This is a genomic window from Gordonia sp. VNK1 (assembly GCF_040049135.1).
GTDB classification, from domain to species: domain Bacteria; phylum Actinomycetota; class Actinomycetes; order Mycobacteriales; family Mycobacteriaceae; genus Gordonia; species Gordonia oleivorans.
This window is the reverse complement of record NZ_JBDZDJ010000004.1, coordinates 44,301-67,748: the sequence shown is the minus strand read 5'-3', so window position 1 is coordinate 67,748 and position 23,448 is coordinate 44,301. Positions and strand designations below refer to the sequence as shown.

The following is a 23,448-nucleotide window of genomic DNA, read 5'->3' as shown; positions in this document are numbered from 1 at the left end:
GGGGGTGGACTCCGGCTATGACGGGAGTACGACATGACACAGGGATCGACCGGTAACGACGCTGGCGGCGGGGCGGCGGGCGGGGCAGATGCCCCCTACGACGAGGCATACGGGTCCGCGTACCCGGCCGACGACTACCCGACCGAGCAGTACGCCGTCGACCAACCGGCGGCGGCCGACGCTTCCGTGGACTCGGGCTCGGACTCCGGCGGCGGCGTGAGCTGGCCGACGGTGCTCGCCTCGGCGGGTGTGGCCGCCATCATCTCTGCACTCATCGTCACGATCGGCGTCGTCGGCCTGCTCATCGCCGACGGCGACAACGGTGGCAGCAACACCGCAGCCCAGCCGACCGTGGTGAACCTCGGCGGCGCCGCGAACACGCAGGCGCTCGGTGCCGCGCCGGCCGGGTCGTCCCCGGCCGCCGGGCAGGCGCCGGCCGGACAGACTCCCGCGGGACAGGCGCCGGCTGCGGCACCCACCGAACAGGTGCCCGAGGCCGGAGCGCCCGGTGGTGCACCGGCGGCAGCAGCGCCGGCCACCGGAGCTCCCGCGGCCGGGGCCCCGGCAGTGACGAGTGCGCCCGCAGCAGGCGCCCAACCGACCCAGCAGCAGGCGGCTGCCGCACCGGCGGCGCTCACCCCGGGCCAGCTGACCACCAAGGTCAAGACGGTCATGAACACCAGCGCGCCGCGTGCGTCGCGTGCGTCGGAGTTGCAGGGCGGTAATCAGGCCCTCATTTCGGTCGACACCGTCTCGCGGTTGCTGGCGTCCTACCCGAACTCCGGTTTCACCTACCAGATCATCGGACCGGTCACCGTGAACGGCACCACGATGAATGCGCAACTGCAGATGTCGGTGCCGGGCTACGGATCTCGGTACAAGCCGATGAAGTGGTTCTGGCTCGACGGCAAGTGGAAACTCTCCAATGAGAGTGTGTGTGTGATCGCCGCATACGCCATGGTCCCGTGCTCGGTCGCCTGAGGATGACCAGGCTGCGCGCCCTGCTGGCGCTGATGCTCGCCGCGGTCGTCCTCGTCGGTGTCGCCGGGTGCTCGTCGTCGGACGACGAGAGTGCCGGTGGCACAGTGCAGATCAACCTGCCCGACGGCCGGTCCATCACCATCCCGGAGACCCCGAAGCGCATCGTCACCCTCGGCGGGCAGTGGACGGACGTGCTGCTGTCGTTCGGGGTGACACCCGTCGGGTACTACGACACGATCCAAGCGCAGGGCGGCCAGAACCCGCCCTGGTTCGGCAACAAACTCGCCGACTCGACGGCGCTCAATCCCAACGACGACGTCGTCGCCAATGTCGCGAAACTCGAGCCCGATCTCATCGTCGCACCCGGCTTCGCCTCGATGAGCGGTGTGTTCGACAAGCTCACCGACATCGCACCGACGATCGACAAGATCAGTGGCGCACAGGTGGATCCGTGGCAGGACATGGTGACCCTGATGGGAACGATCCTGCATCAGCCGGACAAGGCGAAGGAGATCATCGCCGGCGTCGACGCCAAAATCAAGGCCCTCGCCGACGAGTATCCCGGCATCAAGGGCAAGGCCTACACCTTCGCCTACCTCTACGGCACCGACCAGTTCTCCGTGCTCGGCGACCCCAATGACGGTGCCGGACAGCTGTTCACATCGCTCGGCCTGGTGATGGCACCACGGTTGATCGCGCAGTCGCAGAAGACCGGTGAGCCGCGGTTCCAGATCAGCGCGGAGAACATCCCGTGGCTCAACTCCGACCTCCTCGTCATGGGCGTCCAGAACGACGACCTGCGTAAGCGACTGCCCGGACTTCCCGGATACCAGAATCTCGACTCGGTGAAAGCCGGTGCGGTCACATTGATGGACACGGTGCAGGTGACCGGTCTCAACGAACCCTCCCCCAACGCCACCGTCTACGTCCTCGACCTGCTCAAGCGGGCGCTCGCACGGGCGGCGGAGGAGTAGGCCCAGCTTCCACCCACCAAGGTGGCCTCGATACGGCTCGTCGCTATCGCTCCTCGCCTACTCGGCCAGCGGTGGGTAACGCCCGCTGGTCGAGTGCGCCGCGCGAGCGAAGCGAGCTCGTCGCGATCGAGACCACCCCGCAAGGCGAAAGCGTCGCGTAAGCACCAGCTTCCACTCACCGAAGTGGCCTCGACCTCGATAAGCTCGGCCCGGCGGATACGGGCTCCGCAAGCTCCGCCCCACTAGGCCAGCGGTGGGTAACCCCCGCTGGTCGAGTGCGCCGCGCGAGCGAAGCGAGCTCGTCGCGTATCGAGACCACCTCCGCAAGACGACAGCGAAACCGGGTTACCGCCAACAGAACCCAATCCTGTGGATGTCGATGCCATTCATACCCAACCGGTCCCGTGCCGATAAGTTATGTCGTACCCCCTCGATACACTTGTGACAGTTCAGTTGATCCGACCGAGCAGAGGGGGTGAACATCATGGCCGCCAACATCATTGATGCCACGACCGCAGCTCCGGAGTTGTCGATGACCGCCGACGACGCAGCCATGATCGATCACCTCCCCGGCGAAGCGGCCACCGCCCTGGCCCGCTCCCTGCAACGCCAGGAACGACAGGTCATCGCGCGAAAGGTGCTGTCAGCCGCGCGGATCGGGCAGACCGTGTTCCTCGACATGCTGATGTCGGATACCCAGATCAACCGCCACGTCGACGACGGCCCCGACAAGGCCGCCACCGGCAAAGTGTCTACCGCACTGGGAATCTCGGTCGCACAAGCCAAAGCATGGATGATGCTCAGCTTCCTGCTGTCGAAACTACCCACCGTCACCGCCGCCTTCCTCGATGGCGATCACTGCCTGGAACGTATCCGCATCATCGCCGACGAGATCGCCATCCTCGACGACGATGATGTCCGCGCCTTCGCCGAAACCCGCGCCCTGGAGATCGCCGCATACAACCAGGCCGATCCGACCCTGCGGGAGCAGGTCGTCGAGATGGTGATTGCCCTGGATCCCGACGGCGCCGCCGACCGACGCGAAGAAGCCGCCGAACGCGACCAGAGTGTGCGAGTCCGCCGGGATACCAACGGGCACTGCAGCATCTCCGTCTACGCCCCCGGGGAGATGGGAGCCCACCTTGCCGCGCGGATCGCGCAGCTGCTCAGCGAACGTATCTGCGCCCGCGACCCGCGTCGTCGGGGTCAGCAGCAGGTCGCGGCGTTCGCCGATATCCAAGGACTGCCTGGCGGACGCCTATCCTGCCAATGCGGTCGGGACGACTGCCCCAAGGCCATCCCCTTGCCGGAGGAACCCGCCGACCTCGACCCCGCCGTCGGGCTGCCCGACGATGTCGACGCCGAACTCGCCGCACAACTCGAGTTCCCCGAGTCCGACACCACTGATGACACCGACACCGACGATGAGGGTGAGTCGTCAGACGCTGACGTCGATCCGCAACTGGCCCTGGAACTCGTCGTCGACCCCGTCGGCGAGCGCGAAGCCCGGCTGGAACGCTACGGGGTCATTGACGATGCTCACGCTGCCGCGCTCATCAGGTCCGGGCTGGTCACCGTCGTCGAGTTCCCCGGACTCGAGGTACCCCACACCGGCACCACCGCCACCACGTTGCAGCGGCTACCCGCAGCGTGGCGCCGCCCCGACAACCCGATCCCCGCAACCCCGATCGACCCCACCGGGCACGGCGGATACCTCACCCCACCGAAAGGTGCACTCACCTACCGGATACCAGCCTGGTTGCGGGAGAAGATCATCGAGTTGGATGGCACCTGCCGATACCCGCATTGCGGCCGGCCGGCCAGTGAATGCGAGATCGATCACGTGGTCAAGTTCGTGCACCGCGATCCGAAAACCGGTGGCTGGACGGTGGAATTCAACCTGATGCCGCTGTGCACATCGTGCCATCAGCGAAAACACATGGGATTGTTGATCCCCACCATGCTCACCGACCGGGCGGTCATCTGGCGCGACCCCGTCACCGGGGAAACCATCACCACCTATCCGCGGTAGGCACTGCCGCTGGGTGGTGCTGCGCTGCAACCGTTTTCCAGCACCGTGTTGCGTGGTCTCGACACGCCACGGGCTCGCAAGCTCGCACGAGGCGGCTCGACCGGCGGAAGGGTCGCCTCGACCGGCGGGGGTTGGGTTGTGCTGCAGTCGGTTTCCGGCGTCGGGTTGGGTGGTCTCGACACGCCACGGGCTCGCAAGCTCGCACGAGGCGGCTCGACCGGCGGGGGATGGGCGGCTCGACCGGTGGGATGGACGGTAGGCCGGTCCGATCACACGCTGACCGGTGCCAGGCGGATGCCCGCGTGCCGCCAGCGGGACACTGTTGCTCGACGGGATGACGTCGGCGTCGACAGGAGGACGGCGAATGTTGCCGGGGGATCGGAGAAATCACGGTAGTGATCTCGGTAGAAAGGCAGGGATTCGGCGAACCAGTCGAAGTCGGTGTCCGACGCGGTCAGCAGGTGCTGCGCGTGGGTGATCACCGTCAGGTAGCCACGCCGTGGCGGACTTCCGGCGTCGGCGGTCAGGTTGCCCAGGTCGCGCATCGCGTCATCGAAGGCATCCTTGTTCTTGCCGAAAGACGAAGGGAATCCCCATGCCTCGGCGAATGCAGCGTACAGCTGCGGCAGCGAACGGAGGCGGTCGCTCTCGACGACGCGGACCTCGCACGAGTCGGCGACGGAGCCGGGCAGTGATGTCGCCGACAGCGTATCGGTGGTCAATCCGACTGCGGGACCACCTCTTCCGGCATCAGAGAGGAACTCGCCGATAGTGCGTGAGTGCCCGCTCATGACGGCCCCCTGATCAACACGAAACTGCGGTAGTGATTGGCGGTGTACCACGCCGACCCGTCACTGCCGGTGACGATGCGCTCGGCGTCGCGCGAACGGCCGGGCTCCTTCGGGTTGACATCCCACTCCCGGTACGTAATCCGCTTTCCAGTGGAATCGCGAGCCGGTAGCCGACCCTCGCTGTTACGGAAGGTGATCCCGCCTTGCGTGCCGGGCGCGTCGGCGGCTTCGGGCCATTCACCGGCGTCGATGAGCGCCAGGGTGCGGGTCACCCGGGCGGGGACGGTGGCCGTCTGCGGAGACGTCGACCGCCCAGACATTGCATTCGAAGACCGTGCCACCGCCGAGCCTGCCGCCGACGAGCCTGCCACCGACGAGCCCGCCACCGACGACGTCGACGAGCCGGCGTCGTCACCCGCATTGTTGATGAGCCAGGTCGCGATGACGACCACGGCGACGACGACCAGGCCGATTGCGGTGACGGCGGCCTGACGTCGCCGCTGCGCCGGCGTCTGTGCTCGTGATCCTTTGGCCGATGATCGCGGCCGCTTCGGCGTCGCATTCACCTCGATCGCCCTCCGCCGCCGATCGCGAGGTATCGATAGCTGTGATGTAGCGCGAAACCCCGCGACCGGTACCAGGTCCCGGCCACCCGGTTACCTGCCTCGACCTGAACGTATGCCGCTTGCGCACCATGGTCGGCTCCCCACCGCGCCAACCGGGACACGATGGCGTCGCCGAGGTGACGTCGACGATGGTCAGGATCGGTCCACACCGCGGTGACGCCCAACCATCGTCGTGAACCCGGCGCCTCGGTCACCGCACCACGACCGATCGCGATGGGCTCCCCGTCGTACTCGACGGAGGCGAAGACCACCGAACCATTCTCGCCGGCAACGTTGTTGAGCACGCCGGCGCCGACGGTGAGGTCGGCCTCGTCACCAAGGTAGGCGCGTAACCAAGCGCGCGACGGATCAGCCCCGAGCGTGACATCGCCACCGCCGGTCGGCACTCCGCCGTCGGCCGGCACGTCGTCGAGAGTCCGTGTCAACACCTGGATCTCGTCGCTCGCGGGCACCCCGACGATCTGCCGGGGCAGCAGCCGATCGGGAACCGCGATGAGCGTGCGCAATCCCCGCGCCGCATACCAGTCCTCGATCACCGACAGCATCTGAGCATCGACGCGAGCCGAACGATCAACGGCGATGGCCGAATTCGCGCGCCGAGAGATACCGCCACCGGCGCGCAGCAACCATCCGTCGATCTCCTCGTGCTCGATGCCGGGCCACGCCAGCGCCGCGGCATGTTCCAGCGTCCGAATGTCGCTGTTGCGGACCGCGACCGCCGACAGCAGCCGCATCGAGGTGATCGCCGACCGCGGGATGGATTCCACGACCCCGTCGCGCTCGAGGCGGATCGGGTCGCCGTCGTCGAGCAGGAAGCCGGTCACATCCGACAGCGACGGCCGTCCCGGTGCCGGGCGGGGATTGGGGGTATCGCGCCAATCGGCCGGGGTCGCATCGCCGAGTCGGTAACGCACGACCACGCGATCACCGCGGAAAGCCCCGGACGACACGCCGAATCGATCCGGCATCGAACCCGCCGCCCCGGTCATCGTGACATCCGCACGTTCAGTCGTCGTCGTGACCGAACGGATCCGCCTGCTCACCCGGGGTCCAGGTCAGCCCCGGCACACCCCAGCCGTTGCGCTTGATCGCCTTCTTCGCGGCCCGGGCATTCCGGCCGACCAGCACGTCGACGTAGAGGAATCCGTCGAGATGACCGACCTCGTGCTGCAGCATCCGGGCGAAGAAACCGTTGCCCTCGATCGTCACCGCGGCACCGTCGCGGTCGACACCGGTGACCCGGGCCCAGTCGGCGCGGCCGGTGGGGAACTGCTCGCCGGGCACCGACAGGCAGCCCTCGTCGTTGTCGTCCGGGTCCGGCATGGTCTCCGGGATCTCCGAGGTCTCCAGCACCGGATTGATGACCTCGCCGCGGCGTCGGGCCGCCATCCGGGACTCGCCGTCGGGGCAGTCGTAGACGAACATCCGCCGACCGACCCCCACCTGGTTGGCGGCCAGGCCGACGCCGTTCGCGGCGTCCATCGTCGCGTACATGTCGTCGAGCAGGGTCACCGTCTCCGCCGACGGCCGTCCGTCACCGTCGAGTTCGACGAGCTCGGTCGGACGGTGCAGAACCGGCTCACCGACTATGCAGATGGGGAGAATTGCCATGCACGACAGGTTATCGTGCGCGCAGACGGCCACCGGCGCCGATGGTCCCGCGCGACGTGCCGCCCGCGCGTCACGTCAACCCACCCGGTTCTGCGTGGTTAGATGTTCACGAACCACACCGTTGTCATTCGCCGGCCCCGAGCCCGTCATGCGCGACGTCACCAGACGCCCGATGATGGACCGGTGGACCTCGATGACGTGGTGTGAGGGGTCGCAGAGGAGATCTTCGAGGGAGCGAGATGGACGGCGCAGCAGCGCGAAGCCAGAATCAGCCGGGCCAGGGCCCGGAGTCTGAGAAGACCCACGACGTCGACGGCGCGCAGAACATCGATCCGAACGAGGTCGGTCCCGACGGGCTGTCCCGCCGCGAACACGACATCCTCGCCTTCGAACGTCAGTGGTGGAAGTACGCCGGCGCCAAGGAAGAGGCCATCAAGGAGCTCTTCGGACTCTCGGCCACGCGCTACTACCAGATCCTCAACGCGTTGGTGGATCGGCCGGAGGCGCTGGCCGCCGACCCGATGCTGGTGAAGCGCCTGCGACGGTTGCGTGCATCACGCCAGAAGGCGCGTGCCGCACGTCGACTCGGGTTCGACATCACCTGAGCCCGCACGCCCCGGCGCTGGAGAGCAGACGCCATGCGTGTGTGCGTTAAGGTCATCGGTGATGAATGCTGATCGCGAGTCCAACCGCCTGCCCCTGAGGGCCGGAGCCATGCTGCTCTTCGCGGTTGCCATCGTGTTCGTGGGCTTGGGCTGGCACTCCGCGGCCACCGCGAACGACAACCCCGAGGAACAACTGCAGGCCGCGCAGTCGTCGGCGCCGTCGACGAGTGTCAGCGTGCCGGCCAGCACGTCGACGGTGAACCAGGGCAACACCACCATCTGCGTGATCAATGCGGGTGAGGTCACCGGGCTGGCCGGTGAGGTGGACTCCCAGGTCAAGGCCAAGGGCTACACCACCGAGGGCATCAACAGCGAGAGCAACTACTCGCAGGGCGGCTTCTCCGAGAACTCCATCGTCTACTCGACGTCCGCGCAGAAGCCGCTCGCCCAAAAGCTCAACGACGACCTCGGCGGCGAGTTCAGTGTCGACTCGCGCAGCTCCTTGGGCAGCGGGTTCAGCCGCTGCGACGGCGGGATCGCCGTGGTCGTGGTGAGGCAGCCATGATCGGCACATCCGTCCATCGAGACCCCAGCGTCCCAGGCTCCGGCAACCCAGACTCCGGCAACCCAGATTCCGGCGTCCCAGACCTCAGCGTTGCAGCCCCGGGCGCTGACACCGGCTCATCAAGGCAGCCCGGTTTTCCATCACATATCACTCGAGGAGCGAGATGACCGTCAGTTCGAAATCAGGCTCTGCGTCCCTGCGCGCGCTCGCGGTGCTCGCCTCGGCCGGCGCCGTCGGGTTGGCACTGGCGGGATGTACCCCGGACGAGCCGACCACCACCGAGAAGGGCACCACCCCGGCGGTGCAGACCGGAAACCCGGCGCCCGTCGTCGGACTCGTCGACGCCGACGACATCCCCTCCAGCAGCGGTGAGAAGGGCTCGGCCACCATCAAGGACACCTCCGGCAAGGACATCGGTACCGCGACCTTCAGTCCGCAGGGGTCCTCGCTGGCGGTGCTCGTCAAGGTCAACGCCGGCAGCGGTCTGCCGGCCGGTTTCCACGCGATGCACATCCACTCCGGAAGTACCTGCAACACCGCCGACAAGTTCGACTCGGCGGGTGGCCACCTGCAGGTCGGCGGCAACACCGGCCACCCGGCCAGCGGTGACCTGGTGTCGATCAACGTCCTGCCCGACGGTTCGGGGACGACGCTGACCTCCACGGACGCCGTCGACCTGGAGCAGGTGACCGGCAAGACGATCATCATCCACGAGAACGCCGACAACTTCGCCAACATCCCCGATCGCTACCAGGCCAACGGACAGCCCGGGCCCGACGAGACGACGATGAGCACCGGTGACGGTGGCGCGCGCCTGGCGTGCGGCGTCATCGAGACCGCGGGGTAGACCGCCCTGCCGAGCGCCCCGGTCACAATCCCCGTGTGGTGACGTGATGCCCGCCATCGTCCCGATCGAATTCTCGGGCTCGCCGGAGCCGACACTCGGCGTCGAGTGGGAGTTCGCCCTGACCGACAAGGTCAGTGGCGATCTCTCGAACTCCGCGGCAGACCTGTTCGCGGCCTTCGGATCTGCGCATCCGCATCTCGCCGGCAAGGTGCACAAGGAACTGCTGCGCAACACCGTCGAGTTGGTCACCGGCATCTGCCGGACCACCGGTGAGGCGGTCGCCGACCTCGCCGAGACGTTGCACGCCGTCCGCGGCGTCGCCGACGACCTCGGCGTCGATCTCTACGGGGCGGGTACCCACCCCTTCGCGCAATGGTCGACGCAACTGCTCACCGAAGGCCATCGGTACGCCGAACTCATCGAGCGCACCCAGTGGTGGGGCCGGCAGATGCTGATCTGGGGCGTGCACGTGCACGTCGGGATCTCCCACCGCGACAAGGTGCTGCCGATCCTGTCGTCGCTGCTCAACTACTACCCGCACCTGCTGGCGTTGTCGGCGTCGTCGCCGATGTGGTCGGGACAGGACACCTCCTACGCCAGCAACCGCGCGATGATGTTCCAGCAGTTGCCGACGGCGGGCCTGCCCTTCCAGTTCCAGACGTGGCATGAGTTCGAGGCCTTCGTCGCCGACCAGAAGACCACCGGCATCATCGACCACATCAACGAGATCCGCTGGGACATCCGGCCGTCGCCGCACCTTGGCACCATCGAGGTGCGGGTGTGCGACGGGACCACCAACCTGCACGAACTCTCCGCGCTGGTGGCGCTGATCCACTGCCTCGTCGTCGACCTGGACCGGCGGTTCTCCGCCGGCGAGACCCTGCCGCAGATGGCGCCCTGGCTGGTGCAGGAAAACAAGTGGCGCGCAGCGAGATACGGGCTCGAGGCGATCGTCATCCTGGACTCCGACTGCACCGAACGCCTCGTCACCGAGGATCTGGCCGACCTGCTCGTGCGGCTCGCACCGATCGCCGCCGACCTCGGCTGCGTCGACGAACTCGCGCAGATCTCCGAGATCATGGCCCGCGGCGCGAGTTATCAACGGCAGCGGGCGACGTTCGCCGACACCCGGGACATGCGCGCGGTGGTCGCGTCGGTGGTCGACGAACTGGAATGACCCGCGGCGCCGCCGGCCGGCCCGGTGTGTCACGCCACCGCGTCGGGCCCGGGCAACTGCGGGCCGGTGCCCTCGCGCGCGGCGATCCAGCCGTCGTGATCCCACTGTTCGGTGGCGCGTCGACCGGCCTCGTAATCCCAGTGCGATTCGCGTTCCACCTCGATGATCGACCCGCCCGGGCCGACGGTCACCCAGTTGTAGGTGCCGTTGGGGTGAGCGTGCTTGGCCCACCGAACGGTGATGTCGACGTCGTGTCCGTCGGCGGTGCGCCACCGACGGCCCTGCGTGTCGACGCGCAGCGGTGTCAGCAAGCGCGCATAGCGCGGGTCGAGTTCGGTGAACACGTCCATCGCGATCTGCTCGGCCCGTGCCGGCGACGGCAGATCACCGGTGACCTCGCCGATGAACCGGCGGATCGACAGCAGCCGGCCACCACGCGCGGCGACGACCGCGGTGACCGCCTCGACGCCGAGTTCGCGATCGGTGGTGGGTTGCCACCGCAGTACACGCACCGGTTCCCCGGAACGGCGGGCGGCGTGATCCCACACCAGGTGCCAGCCGTCCGGTACGACGGCGCGGCCGCCGATCGATGTCGGAACGGCGGGCAGGGCGGCGGGCGGCGTGCCGGTCGAGATGGGGGTCGAGGTGGTCGGGGTGATTGAGGTGTGGTCGGTCACAGGTAGCTCCCGTCGAGTTCTTCGGTGAGGGTTTCGATGGCACGGCGGATCTCGGCGAGTTCGTCGCGGATCTCCTCCTCGGTTCCGCCGGTGCCGCCGTACCCCTTGTGCATCGCGATGATGATGTCGCCGTCGAGGGTGTCCTCGCGACGACGGAGTCGCATGATCTGGTCCACGAGTTCGTCGTGACGGTCCATTCGTGTGCCTACCTTTCTACTGATACGCCACGGTGAAGGGTGGTTACATCACCGTCGCATGAGCAACGATAGATGAGACATCAAAGTCTCGCAAGGGTGAATCTATGAGACAGTTGTGTGTAGCAGGAGGGTTGTGTCCGAACGGCGGCGGCGCGGGGGCTACCGTCGAATCACGTCGACACCTCTCGGGTGACACGTCACGAGAACGAGGAAGGGAGTCCGGTGCGATGACCGCGGCCGAAGGAACACCGGCGAGGATTCTCGACGCGGCCGCGTCGACACTGCGACGCGACCCGGGCGCCAGTATCGAGGCGATCGCGACGGCGGCGGGCATGTCGCGGGCCACGGTGCATCGGCACTATCCGAACCGGGATGTCCTGGTCTCGGCGCTGCGTGAGCGTGCCGTCGGCGAGATCTCGGCCACCTACGAGCGGTCCCGCGACGGCGCGGTTCCCCTGGTGGTCCGGCTCTATCAGGTGACCGCCGATCTGGTCTCGGCGAAGGCCGACTGGCATTGGGCACTCGGCGAGTCGGAGGCCGCCGGCGCGCCGAATCCGGTCCTCGATCTGACCGTCGCATGGATGGCCGCGCTCGCCCGCGGGGGACTGATCGCCGACTCCGACGATCATCGATGGGCGGCGACCCTGTATCTGACGATCATCCGGTCCGCTGCCACCACCGACGCCTTCGACGGCCGCGACATCGCGACACGTGCGTCGCATGCGGCCGATGCGTTTCTGCACGGATTGGGTACCACGTCGGTGCGTTACCGCGACTGAGATCCGGTGAATTCGGCCGCGATCGACGAATGCGCAGCTATTTCATCACCCACCCTGGCAATTCATTTTCCGACATGTGAAGTCGGCGTTTTCCGACCCGATGGAAGTCGGGGCGGATGCCGGTGACCGGCTGTCCGGATTGCCGTACTGACCTCGACACTTCGTCGATATTCACGGGGGTTGCGTCAAGCCCGCGTGTTGGCTTGTGACCTTTGCTAACGGACACTTGAAGGTGCTGCCCGCCCTGCGCAGCATCCCGAAATGAGCGTCCTGCTTTTCTGGCAAAGGAAATGACAACAATGAATTCCGTCGTGACAATCGCGCATTCCGCGCACTATTCTGCACCCGATCTCGCCGGTGCATCGGCATGGGTGGACGACATCTGCGGTAGCGGAGCGACGATGATCTTCGCCGATCCGCACGCGTTGCCGGAACTGTGGCATGAGTACATCGATCGCGCCGTCGTCGAGTACACCGCACGCGGGGTCCGGTCCGCTCTGGAATACGAGCGGATCCGCGACGGCGGGGACACCACCGTGTTCTGCGCCGTGCTCGACCCGTCGGGTGCGGTCATCGGTGGCCTCCGCGTGCAGGGGCCGTATCGCGATGCCCGTCAGTCACATGCGATCGGCGAGTGGGCGGGGCAACCCGGCCAGGACGACCTGATCGCGGCGATCAACCATCGCATCCCCGACGGGATCATCGAGGTCAAGTCGGCCTTCGTCGACCCGTCGTCGCCGCTGGCCAAGGTGGCGGCGGGTGCGCTGGCGCGGTCGGTGAAGATCTCGATGGAGCTGACCGGATGCCGCCACATGCTCGCCACCGCGGCCGACTACGTGCTCGAACGCTGGTCATCCGGTGGGGGACGGGTCAATCCGCTGATCGCCGCGACCCCGTACCCCGACGACCGGTACCGCACCCGGGCGATGTTCTGGGACGCGGAGAACCTGCAGTCCTTCGCCGATCCCGACGTGTGGGAGGTGATGAACGCCGAGTACGCCGCCGCATTCCGGTCGCGGGAGGTGTCGGCGGCGGGGACGGCGACGGTGGCCTGACGGGTGCACGTCGGGGGTCGTCGACCGCGAGAACCCACCTCAGGCGGGTGGCTTCTCGCGGTCCCACGTCCCCGGCCCGTCGGTGTGCCTGCCGGCGACGACGTCGGGATCGAGTTCATTCCATGCCGAACCGCCGTCGCCCGCGTTGAGCATCTGCTCGATGTCGAGGACGTGGCGGCCGGATTCGACGCGGTGGCCGCAGACGATGTTGCGGGCCGCGGCCGCGGCGAAGGCGCCGGCCATCGCGCCGGTCGAACCGAGTTGCGGCCAGGACGCGACACCGCGGCCGATTTGACTGGCGGAGAACGCCATTCGAGGGGTGAGGACATCGCCGACGATCGACGCGGCCATTCGCAGTCGCTGGGCGGGGTCGCCGGGGTCGCCGGCGGTGAACTGCTCGACCCGGCCGTGGAAGATCGGGTAGGTGGGGTCGAGGTCGTAGCGTTCGATGTCGAGAATGACATTGTCGCCCATGTCGGTTGCGCTGATGACCGGAATCCGCAGGGCCTGGGCGCGGCGACGCATGTCGATCTTCGCGGCGACGTCGTCGATCTCCTCGATGACGATGGTCCGGGGCCCGGACTCCGAGGTCGCCAGGAAGCGGTCGGCCGTGGTCGGGGTGTAGCCGTCGGCGAACGATTCGATGACGGTATAGGGGTCGGCCTCGAGGAGTCGACGCACCGTCAGGTCCAACTTGGACGTCCCGACATCGCACACCGACCCGGACATGCGATTGAGGTTCGTGGCGGCCAGGGTGTCGGGGTCGGCGAGGCGGAAATGCCGTGCCCCGGTCAGCGAACACGCCGACACCGCCGACGATCCGACGCTGAGTCCGGCGACGGCGATGATCGTCTCATCCCACCGACGCTGCTCCGCGCCGGTGACGAGGAAGCGGTTGCGTGCCGTCTTCAACCGATAGAACGTCGCGCTGTCGGGCATCCGGACCACCCGGCGGCGCCACGGGAACACGACATACCGGGTGTGTTCGTCCACGACCGCCGGATCGTCGTAGTCGAGCGGGACGGCCGGATGGACACCCGGTTCGACGTGGTCGAGCGCGTCGAGTTGGCGCAGTTCGGCCACCGCGTCGGGCCAGATGTCGACGACCTCGTACACATTCGACGAGGTGAGCTGCCGAATACGGTCGGCGTCCCGGCCCGGATGAAGGATCTCGAACGTCGCCTCGTCGACGTCGACAAAGCGGACGCTGCGTGACTGCGTCGGTGTCCGGCGCTCGCTCTCGGCGCGTGTCGACGCGGCTCTCGGTGCCCGCGTCGTCGCTCCCGCCGATCGCGGTGCGACCGCCGAGACCAGTGCGGAGGTGGCGCGTACCTGCCGGGCCGTCCCGTCGTCCGATGTCGCCGACGTCGCCTCCGGATCGTCGAAGTACCACTCGACGGTCGGGATCTGCGACACCATCGACCGGTTGCGCCCCAACGCCTTGGCGGCGTACAGGCGCTGGTCGGCCGGTCGTGCCAGATCGTCCAGGAGGGTCTGGGCATCGGGGTGCAGCGGCGCATCGAGTCGCCGCAGCGGTGCGCAGACGCCACCGACGCTGACCGTCACCTCGGAGCGGGAACCGACCGCCAGCCGCAACCTCGTCGAGACGGCCTCGAGTTCGGCCGCGTCGGCGACCCCGAACAGAATGGTGAATTCCTCACCGCCGGTGCGTGCCACGATCCCGCGATCCCCCACCTCCTCGTGGAGAACCGAGGTGATGTCGACGAGAACCTCGTCGCCGGCGGAATGTCCGAGTGCGTCGTTGACGCGTTTGAAGTGATCGATGTCGATGACCAGCATGCCGATCATCTGACCCGACTGCTGCGCCTCCTCGAAGACCGTCGGCGCGCCGTCGAACAGGCCGCGCCGGTTGAGGGCCCCGGTGAGCGGATCGATCAGGCTCAGCGTCGCCTGTTCGTGGATCAGATCCGACAGATTGCGCCGCAGCATCGTCACCATCAGCGTCGGTGCGATGACCGCCATGATCACCGCACCCCCGCCGACCAGGAGATCGGTGAGCGATGCCGCACGCACGGCGACGACGGCGAGTCCCAGGGTCACCGCGAACGTCATGAAACCGACGACCGTTCGGCCCGAGGACCCCATCGCGGCGAGTGCAGGGATCGCGGCCAACAGCACCAGCACCGCGTGTGAGGTGCCCTGATCGGCGATCACCGCCGCCGAGCCGGCCACCCCGATCATCCCGCCCGCGCAGAGGATGACGAAGAGTCGGTCGTCGAGACTGCCCTGCCAGGCCGTGAGTGATACCGAGATCGCGGTGAACACCAGGATCGCCACCAGGAGCGGCCGGGTGCCGGCGACGGCGAAGGACGACGAGAACAGGGCGAAGATCAGCAGCGGTACCGCCCCCAGCTCGCTGCACAAGACAGCGAGCGTCCGCTGATCGAATCGATTACCCACCACTCGATTCCTTCCGCGACCCCCTCGTTAGTCCTGTGAACAATCAATCTACCGGTGGTCGTCGGCCACAGGGAAGGGTCGACTTACCCAACTGGCGTGATTGTCGAGATCCTCGTCACACAGCGGCTTGCCAGACAGTCGCGATCCGGCCCTGATCTGCCTTAATCCCGGTCGCCGCTTTCCATCTGGTCGCGGGCCATCAGCCCGTCGCGGGCACGCTGCTCCTGATAGACGAGGCGTCCGATGCGGTGCGCGACCACCGGTGCGGTGATCAACGCGAAGATCCCGGCGAGGATCAGCATGCCGTTGTCGACGTGCCCGCCGCCGACGCTGATCATCGTCCCGATCAGCATCATCAGCAGCCCCAGGGTCTGGGGTTTGGTCGCGGCATGCATCCGCGAGAGTGTGTCGGGGAAACGGAGGATGCCGATCGCCGCGGTGACGGCGAGCAACGCCCCGATGGACAGGAAGACGGCGGTGACGATGTCGGCGATCATGTCTGATCATCCCGGACACGGAAGCGGGCGATGGCCACCGAACCGACGAAGCTGACCAGCGACAACGCGACGATCCCGGGTACCACGGTGGTGTCGCCGCTGTAGGCGGTCCAGGCCGCGAGCCCGCACATGCACAGGGCGATGAGCGCATCGAGTGCGACGAGCCGGTCCAGGGTGGTCGGACCGAGCAGAATCCGCGCCATCACCAGGATGGCGGCGACGAGCAACGCCGTGGCGATGCCGAACCAGACGACGGTCATCGCCGATCCTCCTCGTCGCCGGGGGTCGTGCGGTCGAGGAGAGTGGGGCGATGGCGGGCCGCCCCCGTCGCGACGGCGGCATGCTCACCGTCGGGCACGTGATGGAAGCTGTCGTCGATGCCGTGGAACGGACTGGGATGCCACTCACTGTCGCGTTCGAAGGCCTTGATGAACATCCGCTCGACGAAGGCGACCTGGTTGTAGAAGCTGCGCACCTTCTTGTCCGACCGGACGTCGAAGACGTGGACGTAGAGCAGGCGCCGACGATGATCGATCTCCAGCACCATCGTGCCGGGCACCAGGTTGAGGTAGTCCACGGCCAGGGTCAGCACCATGTCGGATTTGATGGCGACGCGCACCCGCATGACCGCCCCCAGCGGTGGCCGTCCGGGCCGGATCGCCATCCACGCCACCTGCGCACTCGAGACGAAGAAGTCGACGATCAGCCGCAGGATCAGCACGAGCAGGGTGAGGGGATGGATCCGGCCCTCGACGGGCACCCGGGGCAGCGGCAACAGGACGCCGATGGCGATGGCCAGGACCAGCCCGGCGAGCACATTCGCCCACGACACCGTGCCCCACAACAACACCCACACGAAGGTCAGCCACGCCATCGACCACAGCCGGACGGCCACCTCCCGGCCGTCGGTGCCCAACCAGCGGGGGGTGCGGATCCGCTCGCGCAGCCACACCCAGGCACTGACCGTCGTCCACGCGAAACCCAGCACCGAATAGCGGGCGATGTTGATGAGCAGACGCTTCACCGGCCCCTTGCCGACGGGCCTGACGGGTGCGATCCGTTCGTTCCTCCGGTCGGTCATCATCGGCCTCCCAACACCGAGCTGACGTAGATGTCGCGATCGATGATGTCGGTCGCGGCGCGGTCGGTGAATCCGAAGATCGGGCCGGCCCACACCGTCAACGCCAGTCCCGCGGCCACCATCAGCGCGGTCGGGATGACCATCGCGACGGGCATGCGACCCACATCGGCTCGCTCGTCGAAGGCGATGTCGTCGCTCTCGTCGATCAACGCCGACGGGGCACTGTCGGACAGTTCCCCCTCGGGGGCGTCGGCGCGGGGACGCCAGAAGCCCTTGGTCCAGATGCGGGCCACCACATACAGCGTCAGCAGGCTGGTCACCACCGACCCGGCGACCAGGATCCAGGCGAGGACCGAACCGTCCGAGGTGCCCGCCTCGATCAACGCGACCTTGCCCAGGAAGCCCGAAAAGGGCGGAATGCCACCGAGATTCAACGCCGGGATGAGGAACAGTGCGGCCAGGACCGGGCTGGCGATGAGTCCACCGAGCCGCCGCAGCGACGCCGAGCCGGCCTGACGTTCGATCAGCCCGACCACCAGGAACAGCGTCGTCTGCACCAGGATGTGGTGCGCGACGTAGTAGATGGCCGCGCTCATCCCGATCTCCGACGACAACGCGATCCCGAAGATCATGTACCCGATGTGGCTGACCAGGGTGAACGACAACAGTCGCTTGATGTCGGACTGGGCGATCGCACCGAAGATGCCGACGATCATCGTCAGCAGGCCGGCGACCAGCAGGATGGCGTCCATCGAGCCGCCCGGGAACAGCAGGGTGTGCGTCCGCATGATCGCGTACACACCGACCTTGGTGAGCAGGCCGGCGAACACCGCGGTGACCGGTGCCGGTGCCGTCGGATAGGAGTCGGGCAGCCACGTCGACAGCGGGAAGACCGCCGCCTTGATGCCGAACGCCACCAGCAGCACCGCGTACAGGGCGTTGCGGGTGCCGTCGGGCACGTGATCGAGGCGTACCGCCATCTCGGCGAGGTTGAGGGTTCCGGTGGTCGCGTACGCGAAGGCGATGCCCGCCAGGAAGATCAGCGACGACACCATCGACACCATCACGTACGACGCGCCGGCGCGGACACGGTCGGCGCTGGCCCCGAGGGTCAGCAACACGAAGCTCGCGGCCAGCAGCACCTCGAACGAGACGAAGAGGTTGAACAGGTCACCGGCCAGGAACGAATTGCACACGCCCGCACACAGAATCAGGTAGGTGGGCAGGAAGATCGACACCGGCTGATCGGTGGTGCCGTCGCGGATACCCTGCCCGATCGCGTAGATGACGACGCACAGCAACACCAGCGTCGACACCACCAGCATCAGCGCGGCGAGTTGATCGACCACCAGGGTGATGCCGAGTGGTCCGTTCGCGAATCCCTTGTCGTCCCAGCCGCCGATGGCCAGTGCGTAGGTGCCGTGCTCGTTGGTGAGGTAGAGCATCATGCACGACGCGATCAGCGCCACCCCGATCGCCGACACCGTGATGATGCGCTGGAAGATGGCGCCGCGGCCGCGCAGCAGGGTCAACGCCGCGGCGAGCATCGGGACCAGCGTCGGCAGGGTGATCAGGACCGGGAGCCAGGAGGTCTGCGGAATCATCGGCGATCCCCCGGGGTGTGGTCATCCGACCCGGTGGTGTCCGACCCGGTTCTTTCCGAATCGGTGTTGTCCGACCCGGTGTTGTCTGAATCCGGGTTGTCCGAATCCGGATCGTCGACGCCGATCTCGTCGATGACGTCGGCGTCCTCGGGCATCAGGTCGGTCTCGATCACCTCGAGGTGTCGTTTGATGTATTCCTCGGGGGTCAGCGGGTTGCCCTCGTCGTCGAAGAAGTCGCCGGCGGAGGTGTCCGCGCCGGTCAGGGGGTCGTCGCTGCGGTCGCGGTCGGGTGCGGTCCGCAGGGAGCCGGTGGCGACCTTGACGTCCTCGGTGTCGTCCTCGACGTCGTCGTCGTCGCGATTGAGCACGAACAGCCGGTACACCAGCGACAGGATGAACGCGGCCACACCCATGGTGATGACGATGGCGGTGAGCACCATCGCCTGTGCGAGGGCGTCGGCGTCACGGGGGCGGGCCTCCGAGGACCGGCCCATGATCGGTGGATTGCCCATCCCGCCGGCGAGCACCAGGATCAGCAGGTTGATGCCGTTGCCGGCCAGCAGCAGACCCAGCAACATCCGCACCAGGCTGCGTTCCATCAGCAGATACGCACCGGCCGCGATCAGTACCGCGATGACCACCAGCAGGCCGAGGTTGACGCTCATTTCGCCCCACCATCCGCCGGCACCTGCACCGACCGGGTCACCAGACCGCCGGGGCCCTCCACGTCGAGGCGCGCGCCGAGGCTGCGCAGGACGTCGAGGACCAGACCGATGACGATCAGGTAGATGCCGAGGTCGAAGAACAGCGCGGTGACCAGTTTGATGTGCCCGAGGACCGGGACGGTGATCTCGAAGACGGCCGAGCTCAGGGCGGGGGCGCCGAGGAACATCGAGGTGACCGCCGTGCCCGCGGAGATCAGCAGGCCGGCACCGAGGAAGGTGCCCGGTTCCACCGGCAGGGCCTCACCGAGTTCGTAGCGGCCACCGGCCAGGTAACGCAGCACCAGCGCCAGGCCCATCGTGAGGCCACCGGCGAACCCGCCGCCCGGCGAGTTGTGGCCGGCGTAGAAGAAGTACACCGACAGCACCACCATCGTCGGGAAGATCAACCGGGTGGTGGCCTCGAGCACCATCGACCGGTGCCGGGGATCGCGGAACTCGCTGCCCAGCAGGTAGGTGGTGCGGTCGGGCGGGATGATGTCGTCGTCCTCGTCGGTGGACCCGCCGAAGAACTTCGCTGCGTCGGCGACGCGCGGGGCGGCACCGAACCGGCGATTGCGGAAGACCATCGACGCCACCCCGGTCGCGGCGACGATGAGGACCGACACCTCGCCGAGGGTGTCCCAGGCGCGGATGTCGACGAGCAGGACGTTCACCGCGTTGGCACCGTGGCCGAACTTGTAGGCGGCCTCGGGGAGATCGATGCTGACGGGCTGTTCGGAACGGGCCGCCGCCGCGAACAGTCCGATCAGCACGACCGACACTCCGAGTGCGATGCCGATGAGCGCGCGCAGCGGTTTGAACCCGGTGGAGTGGCGGGGCTCGGGTTCGGCGGGCAGTTTGCGCAGTACCAGGACGAAGATCACCAGCGTCAGCGTCTCCACCAGGAACTGGGTCAGCGCCAGGTCGGGGGCGCCGTACAACGCGAAGAGCATGCCGCAGCCGTACCCGGTGACGCCGACGATGAGGGTGGCGGCCAGGCGGTTGCGCAGTATGACGGCGGCGATCGCCGCGGCGATCATGATGCCGCCGACGACGAGTTGGACCGGGGAGTCGAATCCGCGGGGTGTCAGGGTGTTGCGGTTGCCGAGGAAGAGCACCGTCGTCGGCAGGATGATCATCGTCGACAGGATCACGCCCTGGGTGATCGGCAGCGATCCGCGCTGGGTGTTGCGGGTCATCAACAGCGACACGGTGTCCGCGCCACGCAGGGTGGCGTCGTAGATGCGGTCGGCGTTGAGCAGTGGCCGGAACCCGAAGACGCGGTCGCGGATCGGGCGCAGCCCCAGGAACAGGGCGGCACCACCGACGACGACGATGACCGAGAACACCACCGGCAATCCGAAGCCGTGCCACATCGCGAGGTGTTCGAGTTCGTGGCCGTAGAGGGGCAGTTCCTCTGCGTAGGGCTCGAACCAGTGACCGACCCAGCCGCTGGCCAGGCCGGCGACGACGCCGAGGGCGGCGAGCAGGACCGGGGAGAACAGGAACATCGGCGTCGGCGGATGCATCTTGGCGACCGCCCGCGTCGGCAGGGTGCGGAACTTGCGTCCGAACGCTCCCCAGAGGAATCGGCAGGTGTAGGCGAAGGTGATCACCGAACCGAGCAGCAGCACGAGGTCGACGACGTGGCCCTGCCAGGGTTGCAGCGACCCGGTGTCCCACACCGACCCGAACGCGGTCTCCTTGCCGACGAATCCGAAGGTGAACGGCAATCCGGCCATGCTCGCGCCGGCGACCGCGGCGGTGACCGCGAGGACCGGCAGGCGATGCCCGAGCCGGGCGAGTTTGCGGATGTCGCGGGTACCGGTGGCGTGGTCGATGATGCCGACGACCATGAACAGTGACGCCTTGAACAGGGCGTGCGCGACCAGCATGGTGAGGCCGGCCATCGCCACGTTCGCATCGCCCATGCCCATCAGCACCGACATGAAACCGAGCTGGGACACGGTGCCGAAGGCGAGGACGAGCTTCAGGTCGAGTTCCCGCAGGGAGCGCCAGCCGCCGAGCACCATGGTGAACGAGCCGAGCCCGATGACCATCACCTGCCAGCTCGGCAGCGGCGCGAAGGCCGGCGCGAGACGACCGATCAGGTAGATGCCGGCCTTCACCATCGCCGCGGCGTGCAGGTACGCCGAGACCGGCGTGGGTGCGGCCATGGCGCCGGGGAGCCAGAAGTGGAACGGCACAATCGCGGACTTGCTGAGCGCGCCGATCAGCAGCAGCACGACGGCCACCTGGACGTACACGCCGTCCATCGGCGGGTGTGCCAGCAGATCGCTGAGCAGGTAACTGCCGGTGCGTTCGCCCAGCATGATGATGCCGACGAGCATCGCCAGACCGCCCAGGGTGGTGACCAGCAGCGCCTGGGTGGCCGAGCGTCGCGACGTCGCGCGGATGCGATAGAAACCGACCAGCATGAACGACAGGACCGTCGTCAGTTCCCAGAAGATGTAGAGGACCAGCATGTTGTCGCTGGTCACCAGGCCGAACATGGCGGCGGCGAAGGCGATCATCTCGCCGCCGAACACCGCGACCCGCGGGCGGGCGTCGTCGAAGTAGTGCGCGCAGTAGAACAGGACGAGCGTCCCCACGCCGAGGATCAGCACCGACAGGATCGCCGACAGCGTGTCCATCCGCATGACGATGTCCATGTGCAGCGTCGGAACCCAGTGCAGCGTCTCGACCTGCGGGGCGCGGTCGGAATCGGGCCAGTGCGTCAGCACCCAGACGAGTCCGCCGAGTGGTGCCAGGCCGAGGACGTAAAACCCCTTCGTCCCGAGCTTGCCGACGATCGCGGGGGCCACGAGCGCGCAGAGTGCCAATGCAATCAGCACAGTGAGCAAGGGGGCGCACTCCGTCTTCGGTCGTCGGTCGTCGGTCGTCGTTCGGCGGGCGGGGTGGTCATGGCGCGGATGTCGGGTGTGTCTGTCCCGGTGGCCGGGAGTGTCACGACGTGACGTCCGCGGGCTCTACCTTACCGTTGCTCCCATGGCTCGGCTGAATGCAGTGGTGAGGGTGCTCGCCGCGATGCTGGTGATATCGGTGGCAACGGTGCTGATCGCGGCATGCGGCGGCGACGCGCCGACCCGTCCGGGGCTGCCCGCCGATTTCCCGACCGCGCAGGTGCCGCTCGTCGACGGTCAGGTGCTGACCGCCGACGGCAGCAAGGATCACTGGACCGTCACCGTGCAGGCACCGGCGAATCAGGGCAACCCGATCGAGGGTGCGGTGACGAAGCTGACCGACGCCGGTTTCACCGAGGAGGGCCGGGAGAGCGACTCGGGTCAGACCGTGGTGCGGATGTCGGGGACGAAGGACGGCACCACCTACTGGGTGACGCTGGGCATCACACCGGCCGCGGCCGCCGGTGCCACCTCGGTGTTCTATCAGGTCAGCGTCGGCTGAGCGGACCGGTGAGCAGAACGTAGAGCGGATCGGGCCGGGCCGCCGCGGTTGACAGCGGGTTCACAGGTGCTGGGCAGTACCGGCCAAGCGGACGTCGCCACCGTGGAGTCGTTGAAACCGATCCGGGACGCAGGTGTCTGTGACCGGACCAAACCCGAAAGCGAGAGTGACACGATGTCGACTCCCGACACCACGACAGTTTCCGATACGTCGACGGCCCCCGACGCAACCCCCGGCACCACCGCGGCACCGGCGAATGCCGACGCCTACAGCGCCACCGCGCCGACGGTGCCGGTCGGACAGGGCCCGACGGCCGCCACCGCTCCCACCGCCCCGATCGGGTCGGCGCCGGTCGCCGGTTCGCCCGCACCGGCGGCAGCCGTTCCCGCCGCTGCGCAGCCGGGTTCGGGCCTGCCTTCGAAGACCAAGAACGCCGTGATCGCCGGCGGCATCGGCCTCGCCGTCGGCTTCGGGCTGCTCGGCTTCGGTGCCGGCTACGTCGTCGGTGATTCCGGCTCGTCGTCGAACACCCAGCAGTTCCCCGGCGGTGGCATGGGCGGCCAGCAGGGTGGTGGCATGGGCCAGATGCCCGGCGGTGGCATGGGCGGCCAGATGCCCGGCGGCGGTATGGGTGGCCAGCAGGGTGGTGGCATGGGTCAGATGCCCGGCCAGAGCGGCCAGACCCAGAACGGCCAGACCGGCCAGCAGCAGGCTCCCACCCAGGCGCCGACGCAGACCGAGGGCCAGACCCAGACGAGCTGACGAAAGTGGGGGAAGAAGCTTCTTCCCCCAGGAATC

The 23,448-nt window shown here is 67.6% G+C and carries 24 protein-coding genes; 11 read left to right on the top strand and 13 right to left on the bottom strand.

What is annotated here, in order from left to right; translation table 11 throughout:
- Positions 1 to 33 precede the first annotated feature (33 nt).
- From ABLE94_RS06145 to ABLE94_RS06135, 3 genes are all read left to right on the top strand, one after another.
- Positions 34 to 981, top strand: coding sequence for an MTB12 C-terminal domain-containing protein (locus ABLE94_RS06145; RefSeq protein ID WP_348808320.1), 948 nt, complete (start codon positions 34 to 36; stop codon positions 979 to 981).
- Positions 982 to 983: 2 nt separating this feature from the next.
- Positions 984 to 1,955: an ABC transporter substrate-binding protein gene (locus ABLE94_RS06140; protein WP_348808319.1), complete on the top strand. Its 972-nt coding sequence runs from the start codon at positions 984 to 986 to the stop codon at positions 1,953 to 1,955.
- A 484-nt stretch (positions 1,956 to 2,439) separates the two neighbouring features.
- A complete protein-coding gene (locus tag ABLE94_RS06135) occupies positions 2,440 to 3,987 on the top strand; it encodes an HNH endonuclease signature motif containing protein (RefSeq protein WP_348808318.1) in 1,548 nt (515 codons plus the stop codon).
- 269 nt (positions 3,988 to 4,256) lie between these two features.
- Here ABLE94_RS06135 and ABLE94_RS06130 read toward each other — a convergent pair whose 3' ends face one another.
- The 4 genes from ABLE94_RS06130 to ABLE94_RS06115 form a co-directional block, all read right to left on the bottom strand.
- Positions 4,257 to 4,709, bottom strand: coding sequence for a barstar family protein (locus ABLE94_RS06130; protein ID WP_348808317.1), 453 nt, complete (start codon positions 4,707 to 4,709; stop codon positions 4,257 to 4,259).
- Positions 4,710 to 4,774: 65 nt separating this feature from the next.
- The gene (locus ABLE94_RS06125) at positions 4,775 to 5,344 is read right to left on the bottom strand and encodes a guanyl-specific ribonuclease (RefSeq protein ID WP_348808316.1); all 570 of its coding nucleotides are present in this window, start codon (positions 5,342 to 5,344) and stop codon (positions 4,775 to 4,777) included.
- Positions 5,341 to 6,393, bottom strand: coding sequence for an N-acetylglutamate synthase, CG3035 family (locus ABLE94_RS06120; protein ID WP_348808315.1), 1,053 nt, complete (start codon positions 6,391 to 6,393; stop codon positions 5,341 to 5,343). The genes ABLE94_RS06125 and ABLE94_RS06120 overlap by 4 nt, the downstream gene beginning before the upstream one ends.
- Positions 6,394 to 6,409: 16 nt before the next feature.
- A complete protein-coding gene (locus tag ABLE94_RS06115; protein WP_348805237.1) occupies positions 6,410 to 7,015 on the bottom strand; it encodes a peptide deformylase in 606 nt (201 codons plus the stop codon).
- Between the two features lie 239 nt (positions 7,016 to 7,254).
- On the opposite strand from ABLE94_RS06115, the gene napA reads away from it, so the two are divergent.
- From napA to ABLE94_RS06095, 4 genes are all read left to right on the top strand, one after another.
- Positions 7,255 to 7,620, top strand: a complete 366-nt coding sequence (gene napA / locus ABLE94_RS06110; RefSeq protein ID WP_348805236.1) for a nucleoid-associated protein NapA — start codon at positions 7,255 to 7,257, stop codon at positions 7,618 to 7,620.
- Between the two features lie 61 nt (positions 7,621 to 7,681).
- Complete coding sequence (locus ABLE94_RS06105; protein WP_348805235.1) at positions 7,682 to 8,185, top strand: LytR C-terminal domain-containing protein; 504 nt, start codon at positions 7,682 to 7,684, stop codon at positions 8,183 to 8,185.
- A 163-nt stretch (positions 8,186 to 8,348) separates the two neighbouring features.
- Positions 8,349 to 9,032 carry a superoxide dismutase family protein gene (locus tag ABLE94_RS06100; RefSeq protein WP_348805234.1) on the top strand — a complete coding sequence of 228 codons (684 nt, stop codon included), beginning with the start codon at positions 8,349 to 8,351 and terminating at the stop codon, positions 9,030 to 9,032.
- 46 nt (positions 9,033 to 9,078) lie between these two features.
- Complete coding sequence (locus ABLE94_RS06095) at positions 9,079 to 10,209, top strand: glutamate--cysteine ligase (RefSeq protein ID WP_348808314.1); 1,131 nt, start codon at positions 9,079 to 9,081, stop codon at positions 10,207 to 10,209.
- Between the two features lie 29 nt (positions 10,210 to 10,238).
- Here ABLE94_RS06095 and ABLE94_RS06090 read toward each other — a convergent pair whose 3' ends face one another.
- Positions 10,239 to 10,886 carry a hypothetical protein gene (locus ABLE94_RS06090; protein WP_348808313.1) on the bottom strand — a complete coding sequence of 216 codons (648 nt, stop codon included), beginning with the start codon at positions 10,884 to 10,886 and terminating at the stop codon, positions 10,239 to 10,241.
- Positions 10,883 to 11,083, bottom strand: coding sequence for a hypothetical protein (locus tag ABLE94_RS06085; RefSeq protein WP_348808312.1), 201 nt, complete (start codon positions 11,081 to 11,083; stop codon positions 10,883 to 10,885). Before ABLE94_RS06085 ends, ABLE94_RS06090 begins: the two co-directional genes overlap by 4 nt.
- A gap of 227 nt (positions 11,084 to 11,310) precedes the next feature.
- On the opposite strand from ABLE94_RS06085, the gene ABLE94_RS06080 reads away from it, so the two are divergent.
- Together ABLE94_RS06080 and ABLE94_RS06075 are read left to right on the top strand one after the other, a co-directional pair.
- A complete protein-coding gene (locus ABLE94_RS06080; protein ID WP_348808311.1) occupies positions 11,311 to 11,862 on the top strand; it encodes a TetR/AcrR family transcriptional regulator in 552 nt (183 codons plus the stop codon).
- 311 nt (positions 11,863 to 12,173) lie between these two features.
- A complete protein-coding gene (locus ABLE94_RS06075) occupies positions 12,174 to 12,917 on the top strand; it encodes a hypothetical protein (RefSeq protein ID WP_348808310.1) in 744 nt (247 codons plus the stop codon).
- A 39-nt stretch (positions 12,918 to 12,956) separates the two neighbouring features.
- Here the strand turns inward: ABLE94_RS06075 and ABLE94_RS06070 are convergent, their stop codons facing one another.
- From ABLE94_RS06070 to ABLE94_RS06040, 7 genes are all read right to left on the bottom strand, one after another.
- Positions 12,957 to 15,302 (bottom strand): diguanylate cyclase, encoded by a 2,346-nt coding sequence (locus tag ABLE94_RS06070; RefSeq protein WP_348808309.1) that lies wholly within the window; start codon positions 15,300 to 15,302, stop codon positions 12,957 to 12,959.
- A 197-nt stretch (positions 15,303 to 15,499) separates the two neighbouring features.
- Positions 15,500 to 15,835 (bottom strand): monovalent cation/H(+) antiporter subunit G, encoded by a 336-nt coding sequence (gene mnhG, locus ABLE94_RS06065; RefSeq protein WP_348808308.1) that lies wholly within the window; start codon positions 15,833 to 15,835, stop codon positions 15,500 to 15,502.
- Complete coding sequence (locus ABLE94_RS06060; protein ID WP_348808307.1) at positions 15,832 to 16,095, bottom strand: monovalent cation/H+ antiporter complex subunit F; 264 nt, start codon at positions 16,093 to 16,095, stop codon at positions 15,832 to 15,834. The genes mnhG and ABLE94_RS06060 overlap by 4 nt, the downstream gene beginning before the upstream one ends.
- Positions 16,092 to 16,919: a Na+/H+ antiporter subunit E gene (locus ABLE94_RS06055; RefSeq protein ID WP_348808306.1), complete on the bottom strand. Its 828-nt coding sequence runs from the start codon at positions 16,917 to 16,919 to the stop codon at positions 16,092 to 16,094. Before ABLE94_RS06055 ends, ABLE94_RS06060 begins: the two co-directional genes overlap by 4 nt.
- On the bottom strand, positions 16,916 to 18,520 hold the full coding sequence (locus ABLE94_RS06050) for a Na+/H+ antiporter subunit D (RefSeq protein WP_348808305.1): 1,605 nt from the start codon (positions 18,518 to 18,520) through the stop codon (positions 16,916 to 16,918). The genes ABLE94_RS06055 and ABLE94_RS06050 overlap by 4 nt, the downstream gene beginning before the upstream one ends.
- Entirely contained in the window at positions 18,517 to 19,185 is a 669-nt protein-coding gene (locus ABLE94_RS06045) for a Na(+)/H(+) antiporter subunit C (protein WP_348808304.1), read from the bottom strand. Before ABLE94_RS06045 ends, ABLE94_RS06050 begins: the two co-directional genes overlap by 4 nt.
- Positions 19,182 to 22,088, bottom strand: a complete 2,907-nt coding sequence (locus ABLE94_RS06040; protein ID WP_348808303.1) for a Na+/H+ antiporter subunit A — start codon at positions 22,086 to 22,088, stop codon at positions 19,182 to 19,184. The genes ABLE94_RS06045 and ABLE94_RS06040 overlap by 4 nt, the downstream gene beginning before the upstream one ends.
- A gap of 145 nt (positions 22,089 to 22,233) precedes the next feature.
- On the opposite strand from ABLE94_RS06040, the gene ABLE94_RS06035 reads away from it, so the two are divergent.
- Both ABLE94_RS06035 and ABLE94_RS06030 read left to right on the top strand, forming a co-directional pair.
- Positions 22,234 to 22,650, top strand: coding sequence for a hypothetical protein (locus ABLE94_RS06035; protein ID WP_348805223.1), 417 nt, complete (start codon positions 22,234 to 22,236; stop codon positions 22,648 to 22,650).
- A gap of 174 nt (positions 22,651 to 22,824) precedes the next feature.
- Positions 22,825 to 23,412, top strand: a complete 588-nt coding sequence (locus ABLE94_RS06030; protein WP_348805222.1) for a hypothetical protein — start codon at positions 22,825 to 22,827, stop codon at positions 23,410 to 23,412.
- Positions 23,413 to 23,448: the final 36 nt, after the last annotated feature.

Bases quoted from the DNA above. Each gene is read 5' to 3' on its own strand.
- ABLE94_RS06145 (WP_348808320.1), top strand. From the start codon at position 34: ATGACACAGGGATCGACCGGTAACGACGCTGGCGGCGGGGCGGCGGGC.
- ABLE94_RS06140 (WP_348808319.1), top strand. From the start codon at position 984: ATGACCAGGCTGCGCGCCCTGCTGGCGCTGATGCTCGCCGCGGTCGTC.
- ABLE94_RS06135 (WP_348808318.1), top strand. From the start codon at position 2,440: ATGGCCGCCAACATCATTGATGCCACGACCGCAGCTCCGGAGTTGTCG.
- ABLE94_RS06120 (WP_348808315.1), bottom strand. From the start codon at position 6,393: ATGACCGGGGCGGCGGGTTCGATGCCGGATCGATTCGGCGTGTCGTCC.
- ABLE94_RS06115 (WP_348805237.1), bottom strand. From the start codon at position 7,015: ATGGCAATTCTCCCCATCTGCATAGTCGGTGAGCCGGTTCTGCACCGT.
- napA (WP_348805236.1), top strand. From the start codon at position 7,255: ATGGACGGCGCAGCAGCGCGAAGCCAGAATCAGCCGGGCCAGGGCCCG.
- ABLE94_RS06105 (WP_348805235.1), top strand. From the start codon at position 7,682: ATGAATGCTGATCGCGAGTCCAACCGCCTGCCCCTGAGGGCCGGAGCC.
- ABLE94_RS06100 (WP_348805234.1), top strand. From the start codon at position 8,349: ATGACCGTCAGTTCGAAATCAGGCTCTGCGTCCCTGCGCGCGCTCGCG.
- ABLE94_RS06095 (WP_348808314.1), top strand. From the start codon at position 9,079: ATGCCCGCCATCGTCCCGATCGAATTCTCGGGCTCGCCGGAGCCGACA.
- ABLE94_RS06085 (WP_348808312.1), bottom strand. From the start codon at position 11,083: ATGGACCGTCACGACGAACTCGTGGACCAGATCATGCGACTCCGTCGT.
- ABLE94_RS06080 (WP_348808311.1), top strand. From the start codon at position 11,311: ATGACCGCGGCCGAAGGAACACCGGCGAGGATTCTCGACGCGGCCGCG.
- mnhG (WP_348808308.1), bottom strand. From the start codon at position 15,835: ATGATCGCCGACATCGTCACCGCCGTCTTCCTGTCCATCGGGGCGTTG.
- ABLE94_RS06060 (WP_348808307.1), bottom strand. From the start codon at position 16,095: ATGACCGTCGTCTGGTTCGGCATCGCCACGGCGTTGCTCGTCGCCGCC.
- ABLE94_RS06055 (WP_348808306.1), bottom strand. From the start codon at position 16,919: ATGATGACCGACCGGAGGAACGAACGGATCGCACCCGTCAGGCCCGTC.
- ABLE94_RS06050 (WP_348808305.1), bottom strand. From the start codon at position 18,520: ATGATTCCGCAGACCTCCTGGCTCCCGGTCCTGATCACCCTGCCGACG.
- ABLE94_RS06045 (WP_348808304.1), bottom strand. From the start codon at position 19,185: ATGAGCGTCAACCTCGGCCTGCTGGTGGTCATCGCGGTACTGATCGCG.
- ABLE94_RS06035 (WP_348805223.1), top strand. From the start codon at position 22,234: ATGGCTCGGCTGAATGCAGTGGTGAGGGTGCTCGCCGCGATGCTGGTG.
- ABLE94_RS06030 (WP_348805222.1), top strand. From the start codon at position 22,825: ATGTCGACTCCCGACACCACGACAGTTTCCGATACGTCGACGGCCCCC.